Below are 8170 nucleotides of genomic sequence, written 5' to 3' on the forward strand. Positions count from 1 at the left end.
GTACAAAAAAGAGGCCCAATTCGTAAATGAATTGAACCTCCGAAATTCCCTCCATCAACACCGGTTGACAAAGAGCCAAACTAAAAGCGCCGAAACTACCTCCAATTTAGAGTGTAATTTCAGCACCTATTTTAACCTATTTTACCGGATCAGCGACCCAATCAAATTCCAGACTAGGGTCCGCATTCAGCGTTGCGTCGGCGAAGACGCCATGCCGGTAAGCCACCTCGGCAAATGCACCGATCATCGCAGCGTTGTCACCACATAACTTCAATGGTGCCTTGACTAAATGCGTCGTTGGGTTACTAGCCAAATCGCGTTCCAACCGTTCTCGTAGCCCCAAGTTGGCAGCCACCCCGCCAGCCAAAATTAGCTGGTGTACAGGGTAATCGGCCAACGCACGTTGCGTCTTTTCGGCCAATACGTCAACGACCGCCTGTTGGAAACTGGCGGCTAAGTCCTGTTTGCTGAGCGTTTCACCAATTTGATCGGCATGATGAGTCGTGTTGATGAACGCACTCTTCAACCCACTAAAACTGAAGTCGAAATTGTCATCTTTTTCCATCGCTCGGGGAAATTTGAACGTGTCGTGGCCCTGATGCGCCCACTCATCGACCGTCTTACCGGCTGGATAATTCACGCCCATCACGCGACCGACTTTGTCGTAAGCTTCACCAGCCGCATCGTCCCGCGTTTCACCAATAATTTCAAATTGGTTCTCAGCTGGCATGTAAACCAGTTCTGTATGGCCACCGGAAACCAACAGGGCCATCGCTGGAAATTCGATGGGCTCCACGTAACGGGCCGCATAGATGTGCCCCGCCATATGGTTCACTGGAATCAACGGTAAGTTGTGCGCAAAAGCCACCGTCTTTGCCGCAGTTACCCCAATCAACAGGGCCCCAACCAGTCCTGGACCGTACGTCACAGCCACGGCGTCAAGGTCGTCGTACCCAACTTGGGCCTCTACTAACGCATCCTTGATACACAACGTGACCTCTTCAATGTGGTGGCGACTGGCAACTTCTGGCACAACACCGCCAAAACGCTGGTGACTCTTGATTTGAGTTGCAACGATGTTTGACAGAATCTTCTTGCCATCCTCGATGACCGCCACACTTGTCTCGTCACAACTTGATTCAAATGCTAAGATCAAATTTCGCTTTTCCGTTGGACTCACTCCTCTTTCTCACTCATGCCTTACCACGAAAAAAACGAGCGGCCTAGCGCCAACTCGTCTTTTCTAGTCGGTTGCTTGTGTTTCTTCTTTTAAGTATAAAACCATGTCGGCGGCATCTTCATGATCGCCGAAATAGTAGCCACGCTTGATACCAGTCTGTTCAAAGTCCAGGTCACGGTACAGTTTTTGTGCCTTCCGATTCGACACGCGAACCTCCAGACTAACGGACTTGTAATTGAGCTGCTTAGCCTTTTTGATCATGATCCCCATTAAAAAGCGGCCTAAGCCCCGACTCTGAAATTCGGGTAAGACGGCAATATTGGTAATATGGGCATCGCGTGTCCGTTCGTCAAATGTACTCCCGACGAACGCCAACAACTTATCATTTTTTCGAATAACCAGGTACAGTCGGTCCTTTTCACGTCGCAGTTCATTGGCAAATGCCGTGGAATCCCACGGTGCTTGACCAGCGTAAACTGCCCGTTCAATTTCAATCATTTCAGGAATATCGGTAAACAGCGCCTTAGCGACAAAATAAGTGGCATCGTGAATCTCCACGCGATGATTCTTAACGTCCATCGTTTCCTCGCGTACAAGTTCCCGCCGACTACCGAATACATTTTTATACCAGACTTTAAATTTTTTCAACATAGGATTCGGGTTCCTTTTCTGGATTCTTAGCTCGCCATTCGGCTTCGGCCTGTGTCAAACGAAGATAATTCGGGACGAAACGATCAACATCGGTCACTGGTGGTAAGTCGCGACCCAGCAAGCCGATCGTTGCGACCTGTGGAAGGTTCAACCACGGGCTCACAGCCGGGGTCGCAGCGGAAATCGTTGTGCTGATCAAATCAGTAAAGTGGGCAGCATCGCCGAGGAACCAGACGGGCTCAGCGTATTCCTTGACCTCGGTCAGAAAGTCGGTGACGTTCGTATGTGCATCTGCGATGACAGCAACGGGACGCCCCTTTAGAATGCGGTACAATCCGGCGAAAACATTTTGGTTGCGGGCATCAAATAGTGGTGCGACTAATGCACCTTCAACCGGTACGTTGGCGGCCAAGGTCGCTAAACTTGAAACGGCCACTAAGTCGATGTTTAACGTTGCGGCCAACGTTTTAGCCGTAGTGACTGCGATTCGAATTCCAGTATACGAACCGGGGCCAGCTGCCACAACAACTCGCTCCAGGTCGGTGGGCTTCAGATCAGCCATCGCCAACAAGCGTTCGATCTCTGGTAATAAATACTCCGCGTGTTTCTGATGAACCGTCACGGTAATGGCCGCGAGTACCGTTGTGTCGTCTAATACGGCGACGCTCAGTGGTCGATTCGATGTATCAATTGCTAAAATCTTCATGATTACTTGGGGTCCCCTTTAATTTGTTTCACCGCCACAGCTTGACCTGCTGCCAACCGTTAAATGTGAAAAGCGGCGGCCATGATACTCCACCGCTCTTTTAAAGGTTCGGTTACTTTTTCCGTTTACTGACTTTATCAGTTTACTATACTACCACAAAGCGGGGCGAACAACACCTTCCCTGCTTACTTTTCCAAAAAGCTAAAGATTGCAACTAAAGGTTGAAAGCCAAAATGTTTGCGTTACGCTTGCGACAGTAGGAATTATCACGGCTAAATTAGTGAAAACGGCCGCACTCCGGATGCCAGGGATTCCGCTTGCTGTGGGGAACGCTTCCAGCCAAAGGACGGGCTTTTCCGGCTTACATCGTCGACACGGCTAGCTGCATCCCTGGCCTCCTCCGGCTCTGATTGTGCTCGACAATCCTAGGCACTGAATCCCATGGGGTTGCTAAGGTTTAAGCATAATTCAATAGCGCTCGTAGCGGCATGATCCATGTTGTCGCAGAACAACTACGTCAGCCGAGAGGTCGGCAGATATGGGCTCAGGCGCGTCGTTCTACTTAGTCGGCAGGTGGGTTTTCTGCTGGCTTAGTAGAAAACCAAGCTTGGAGACTCGGTACTTTCGAGGCTTCAAGTTGTGTTCGCACCGATCCAGCCCATATCTGCCGGCCGGTAAGGCGATGGCTGGATAACGTTGCCTAATTTTAGACCCAGTATCGTTGTGACAACAGTCATAATGAGTGTTTTGGGACTTTCAACCTTCAGATTGCAACTTCTTTGTTACCAATCACAGTTATTTAGTCAGTGCGATTAAGCCTAGAATTGGCGAATAACGACCAGTACCCTTTATTATGGTGGCTACTGCAGCCGTGAATGAAACCATTAAGCAGAAGGAAACCAGAGCTGGACAGCCGTAAAATCTCTCAGTCCGTCCACTGAACCGTTGCCCGGACGGCGGTTGTGGTCCCAAAACTAACCGTATGCTGTGTGGTTGTAATTTCCGGCTGTGTCACCGCACTGGTCACCTGCTGGCCGTATTTGACTTCATTCTCAAATCGAATGCGCACATCCGTCGCATGATGGTGCCGTAGAAACTCGGCGGGCAACGTGTCCAACATCCAGTCAAAGTAGTGGGCGTTATTGACGTGACCATTGTGATCAATGTCGAAGTAACGTACCGTGTACGGCTTCACCCGACTCGTTGCCTTGGCATCATCCTTATCCGGTCGTGGTAACCGGGGTAACCGCGTCACGGGGTCGCTGTGATAAGGTACCATGATTTCGTCCGGAATTGTCGTAATCTTCCGCGTCTCATAACTCATTGTGACCCAGATGCCCTCACCATACGCCAGTTGCTTGCCGGTCGCGTCGAGTAACCAATACTCGCGGTATGCGAAATAGCGATTAAAGGCAGTCGCCCGTGTTTTGACTGTGACCGTTTCTCCTGTCCGCGGTAACCGGTCAATTTGAATGTGGTACTGGGTGACAACCCAGCCAACACCCAAGGCTTGAATTTTTTCAGTCGTAATCCCGAGGTCAGCATTCTGATCTTCGGAGACCAAGACAAAGAGGTCAATGAGCTTCGCCAACGTTAACTGGTCGGTGTCATCGGCCTCATAATAGACGATACGATGTTGTTCAGAAAATTCATTTGTAGCCACCTAGGTCACTCCTCGTCTAAATGATGATAGGTCCGGTAGACCTCTTGTTTCTTTAACCCACGCAGATTAGCGACCTCTTTAATGGCCGCATTCGGCTTGTCGCCAGCAGCAATTAGCCGGTCGACTTGCACTTCAACGGGTTCGCTCAGATCAACGGCCGTTGTCGCGGTGGTCGTTGGTGCCGGGTTTCCCCCCACCAAAACAACGAACTCACCACGAACCGTGTCCGTTGCTGCCCACTCTGCAAGTTCAGCCAGACTACCACGTAAGAATTCTTCGTAGCGTTTTGTGAGCTCGCGGCAAAGAACGGCTGGTCGGTCGTCGCCAAAGCCAGTGGCCAGGTTCTGTAAAGTTTTCTTCAGCCGATGCGGAGCTTCATAGAAGATTAGTGTTTCTGGTCGCTGAGACAAACTATCGATCTCTGAACGTTGGTCCTTAGGTTTACGGTCCAAAAAGCCATAGAAATAAAATGGCTGTGGGGCTAGTCCAGACGCAATCAGTGCCGTCAAACCAGCGTTAGCCCCGGGTAAAGGAACAACTGGAATGTGGGCATCGATACAGGCATTGACTAGTTCGTGACCAGGATCCGAGATGGATGGCATGCCTGCATCACTGACCTGCGCAATCTGCATCCCCGCTTGTAGTTTTGCAACTAACTGGGGAATCCGTTCCTGGGTATTGTGCTCGTGAAAACTGATTTGTTTGGTTTCAATTTCAAAATGATTTAATAATTTCTGGGTGTTCCGTGTGTCCTCGGCGGCAATCAAATCCGCATCTTTTAGGGTCTTAACCGCCCGAAAGGTCATATCGTCGAGGTTACCGATGGGGGTGGGCACTAAGTACAAATGGCCAATTGCCTCGGCTTGAAAACTTCGTCGTCGTTCCATATGGTGCTGACCTCCTACTGATCACGATAAATAACTTCTAAGCAAAAGGCGCACTCTTCGTCTTGTTTACGGCGCGTCCCATAAAATTCACGACAGACGTGGAATCCTTCTTCATAGAGTTTTTCCAAGATCTGCCGCGACTTGGAAAGTCCCTGTGGGGTCTCTGGATCGTCTGGTAAGGTTCGTTGCAACTCACGTACCAGATCACGTAGCCGCTGATTTTCAATTTCTAACTCGGCATTGCGTTCAAACACCTGCGTCATTTCAGTCTGTAAGTCACCGAACTGGGCGGACATTTGCTGTAGCTGCTCCTCTAAGCTTTTAAATTGCTGGTAAACTTCTTGTTTATCCAAATTGCCACCCCTCCCTGCTAAACTAAGCTAGCGCGTGACTTGCGCCAAAATCTGAAGTGTTAATGCCTCTAAAATCGTCTGAAAGTTCATATTACCGGCCAACTGTCCCCGAGTGGCAAGCGTCAAAGTCATCACGTTCACCAACTGGTCGACCGGTAGCCGTTGCCCTATCTGCCGACTAGCAGCCGCCACCTGTGGAAAGGCCAAATCCTCACTGGCGACCTGCCCGGTTTGTTGCCGTAAAGCATCGTGCCATACCTGAACCAGCATGTCGAGTAACACACCTTGCCGATCACGATTCAATGCCAACGGTAACAGTTTCGTCTGGACCCGGACAAAGGCCTGTTCATCGCCCTGCGTACAAGCATTGAACCACTGGCCAACTTGGGCCTGCGCCTCCTTTAGCCAGTCATCCGTCGTCAACTCCTGCGCCGCACTAACGCTCTCCGTCAATGTGGCCAGCAAATACCGTTGACTCGGCACCACTCCGGCCTTCTCTAAGGCTTGGGCAAATGCTTGCGGCGCAACCTGCAAGAAATCGACCACTTGAGTTCGTGACAAAATCGTCGGCAGAATCAGATTCTTATTGGCCGTCAACAAGAGTGCAACCGTATTCCCAACGGGTTCTTCAATGAACTTCAGTAGACTATTAGCTGCCCCCGTCGTCATCCGATCGACCTGATCGACAATAAAGATTTTCTGGTTACCCTCTACAGCACTCTTAGTGAACTCCGACTTCAGGTAACGAACCTGATCGACCTTGATACTTTGACCATCCGGAACCACGCTAACAACGTCAGGATGATCACCAGCTAAAATGCGCCGGCATTCGGCACATTGACCACAGGGTAAGCCCTCAGCGGTCACATGCTGACAAAACAAGCGCATCGCAATCACCGTGGCCAATTCTTGTCGACCAGTCCCATCGGCACCGTTAAACAGATAGGCATGTGCGAGATGATTTGTCTGAACCAAGTGCATAAAATGCGTCGTCAATTCCGGCTGAAGGCGTTGGATCGTCGCAACCACGGATTCTTCCGTCATGCTGCCCCCTAAAAGCGGTGGAACTGGTCAACGGGTAAGACAAAGACCGTCGCCCCACCGACCTGAACCTCGACTGGATATGAGGACGTGCTATCAAGCTGCGCATCCAAGTTAACTGGTGGTGTCATGAATTGTTGCCGGGTGTGACTGGCTGCCTTGATCATGTCCAAGACCTCATCGACCCGTTCGTCTTCCAGTCCAATCATAAACGTTGTGTTGCCAGACTTCAAAAAGCCACCGGTCGTGGATAACCGTGTCGCACGAATATCGTTGTCGATAAACTGGTTGCTAAGTCGATTAGCATCCTTATCCTGGACGATTGCAATCAATAATTTCATTTAAATTCCTCCCTCAAATACCGGTGTTAAAAGTAACGTTGTGCCGTTTGTTTAATCCATGCCAAAGCCTGAGCCACAACTTGGTCTGGCGCCTGTGTGGCATCAATCAATTTAATCCGTTCTGGATGGGCGGCCTGAAGCCGTAAGTAAGCGGCACGAACCCGGTCATGAAAGGCTTCCTGCTCAACGTCGAGCCGATCGACTTTATCGGGTTGGCGGTGTGCCTGAATGCGTTTCAGACCAACCGCGGCAGGCACATCGAAATAGATCGTCAGATCAGGCAACAAACCACCGGTCGCGAACTCATTCATGCGGGCAACTTCGGCCTCCCCAATCTGTCGGCCAGCTCCTTGATACGCCACCGAACTATCCACGTATCGGTCACACAAAACCAGGTTATCAGCCGCCAAAGCCGGTAAAATCGTCTGCGCTAAATGTTGACGCCGCGCTGCCGCATACAACAAGGCCTCAGTCCGGTAATCCATATCTGTATTGGCACGATCTAAAATAATTGCCCGAATACTTTCCGAAATTGGGTTGCCACCAGGTTCTCTGGTAATCGTCAACCGGTCACCTAACAAGGGCTGAATCTGTGCCGTAATCGTGGTCAAAGCACTGGTTTTACCGGCGCCATCTGGTCCTTCAAAGCTAATAAACGTTCCTGACAAAATTCTCGACCCCATTTTTAATTGATAGGTATATTGTACTTGAATTCAGAATTGATGTCTATTTGCAACGCTAGCTTTCACCTAGTTTCCGGCGGAGAATCACCTGGTTTCTGACCATTACTAAATTTTGTGTAAACTGCGCGTCCCACGATCGCCACAAATCTTGCCTACCGCGAGACACGCTACAGGCCTAGAAAGTCGAGAGGCCGGTCTAAGTTACCTAATTTTCGTCGCAGTATCACTGTTACACCAGCCATATTGACTGTTCTGAATCTTTCAGCTTGCGTAATAAATCCAGAGCATCGGGCGTCCAATTTAAGACGTCCGCCACAATCTTATCCACTTAGCTGAGATCTTTATACATCGTATTCTGTCTCCTTAATCCCTGCATTCATCAGGTCATACGGATTCTCCATCTTTTCTGGATCCCAACTAGCAACGCCGACAACTAGCCGAACTTCCAGATTGGACAATTCCGTGTTCTTTGCCAGAGCCGTCGTAAACTTGTCTTTAATTCGCTTAGCAGCAATGTTAGCCCCATCGGCATTCGTAAAGAGTAGCACCGCCCACGTCGGGTTATTCCGGTCAATAAGGTAGGTAATGTGAAGTGCAAGCAAAATGTTAGACACTTTTCTAACCTAGGCAACTAGCATCTTCTGACAATACTCGACTGGGGTTAA

At 49.9% G+C, this 8170-nt stretch carries 10 protein-coding genes; all 10 read right to left on the minus strand.

The annotated features are described in order from the left end of the window. Nucleotides 1-136: 136 nt before the first annotated feature. The 10 genes from tsaD to EKM89_RS13190 all read right to left on the minus strand — a co-directional run bounded on the left by tsaD (nt 137) and on the right by EKM89_RS13190 (nt 8107). Entirely contained in the window at nt 137-1180 is a 1044-nt protein-coding gene (gene tsaD, locus EKM89_RS13145; protein WP_125689221.1) for a tRNA (adenosine(37)-N6)-threonylcarbamoyltransferase complex transferase subunit TsaD, read from the minus strand. Nucleotides 1181-1243: 63 nt separating this feature from the next. Further along, nucleotides 1244-1831, minus strand: a complete 588-nt coding sequence (gene rimI / locus EKM89_RS13150; RefSeq protein WP_125689223.1) for a ribosomal protein S18-alanine N-acetyltransferase — start codon at nt 1829-1831, stop codon at nt 1244-1246. After that, the gene (tsaB, locus tag EKM89_RS13155; RefSeq protein ID WP_125689225.1) at nt 1815-2537 is read right to left on the minus strand and encodes a tRNA (adenosine(37)-N6)-threonylcarbamoyltransferase complex dimerization subunit type 1 TsaB; all 723 of its coding nucleotides are present in this window, start codon (nt 2535-2537) and stop codon (nt 1815-1817) included. Before tsaB ends, rimI begins: the two co-directional genes overlap by 17 nt. 925 nt (nt 2538-3462) lie before the next feature. Continuing rightward, complete coding sequence (locus tag EKM89_RS13160) at nt 3463-4200, minus strand: acyl-[acyl-carrier-protein] thioesterase (RefSeq protein WP_125689227.1); 738 nt, start codon at nt 4198-4200, stop codon at nt 3463-3465. 5 nt (nt 4201-4205) lie between these two features. Further along, the gene (gene rsmI / locus EKM89_RS13165; protein ID WP_125689229.1) at nt 4206-5087 is read right to left on the minus strand and encodes a 16S rRNA (cytidine(1402)-2'-O)-methyltransferase; all 882 of its coding nucleotides are present in this window, start codon (nt 5085-5087) and stop codon (nt 4206-4208) included. 14 nt (nt 5088-5101) lie between these two features. Then, on the minus strand, nt 5102-5440 hold the full coding sequence (locus EKM89_RS13170) for a DNA replication initiation control protein YabA (protein WP_125689231.1): 339 nt from the start codon (nt 5438-5440) through the stop codon (nt 5102-5104). A gap of 27 nt (nt 5441-5467) precedes the next feature. Then, nucleotides 5468-6484: a DNA polymerase III subunit delta' gene (gene holB, locus EKM89_RS13175; protein WP_125689233.1), complete on the minus strand. Its 1017-nt coding sequence runs from the start codon at nt 6482-6484 to the stop codon at nt 5468-5470. Between the two features lie 8 nt (nt 6485-6492). After that, nucleotides 6493-6822, minus strand: a complete 330-nt coding sequence (locus EKM89_RS13180) for a cyclic-di-AMP receptor (RefSeq protein ID WP_048732435.1) — start codon at nt 6820-6822, stop codon at nt 6493-6495. Between the two features lie 26 nt (nt 6823-6848). Beyond that, nucleotides 6849-7505: a dTMP kinase gene (gene tmk / locus EKM89_RS13185; protein ID WP_125689235.1), complete on the minus strand. Its 657-nt coding sequence runs from the start codon at nt 7503-7505 to the stop codon at nt 6849-6851. A 341-nt stretch (nt 7506-7846) separates the two neighbouring features. Beyond that, on the minus strand, nt 7847-8107 hold the full coding sequence (locus EKM89_RS13190; protein ID WP_191988775.1) for a hypothetical protein: 261 nt from the start codon (nt 8105-8107) through the stop codon (nt 7847-7849). Nucleotides 8108-8170: the final 63 nt, after the last annotated feature.

This window comes from Levilactobacillus fujinensis (assembly GCF_003946335.1).
GTDB classification, from domain to species: Bacteria; Bacillota; Bacilli; order Lactobacillales; family Lactobacillaceae; genus Levilactobacillus; species Levilactobacillus fujinensis.

Excerpts from the sequence above, each read along its gene's own strand:
- rsmI (WP_125689229.1), bottom strand. The coding sequence starts at position 5,087 with ATGGAACGACGACGAAGTTTTCAAGCCGAGGCAATTGGCCATTTGTAC.
- tsaB (WP_125689225.1), bottom strand. The coding sequence starts at position 2,537 with ATGAAGATTTTAGCAATTGATACATCGAATCGACCACTGAGCGTCGCC.
- tmk (WP_125689235.1), bottom strand. The coding sequence starts at position 7,505 with ATGGGGTCGAGAATTTTGTCAGGAACGTTTATTAGCTTTGAAGGACCA.
- rimI (WP_125689223.1), bottom strand. The coding sequence starts at position 1,831 with ATGTTGAAAAAATTTAAAGTCTGGTATAAAAATGTATTCGGTAGTCGG.
- EKM89_RS13180 (WP_048732435.1), bottom strand. The coding sequence starts at position 6,822 with ATGAAATTATTGATTGCAATCGTCCAGGATAAGGATGCTAATCGACTT.
- holB (WP_125689233.1), bottom strand. The coding sequence starts at position 6,484 with ATGACGGAAGAATCCGTGGTTGCGACGATCCAACGCCTTCAGCCGGAA.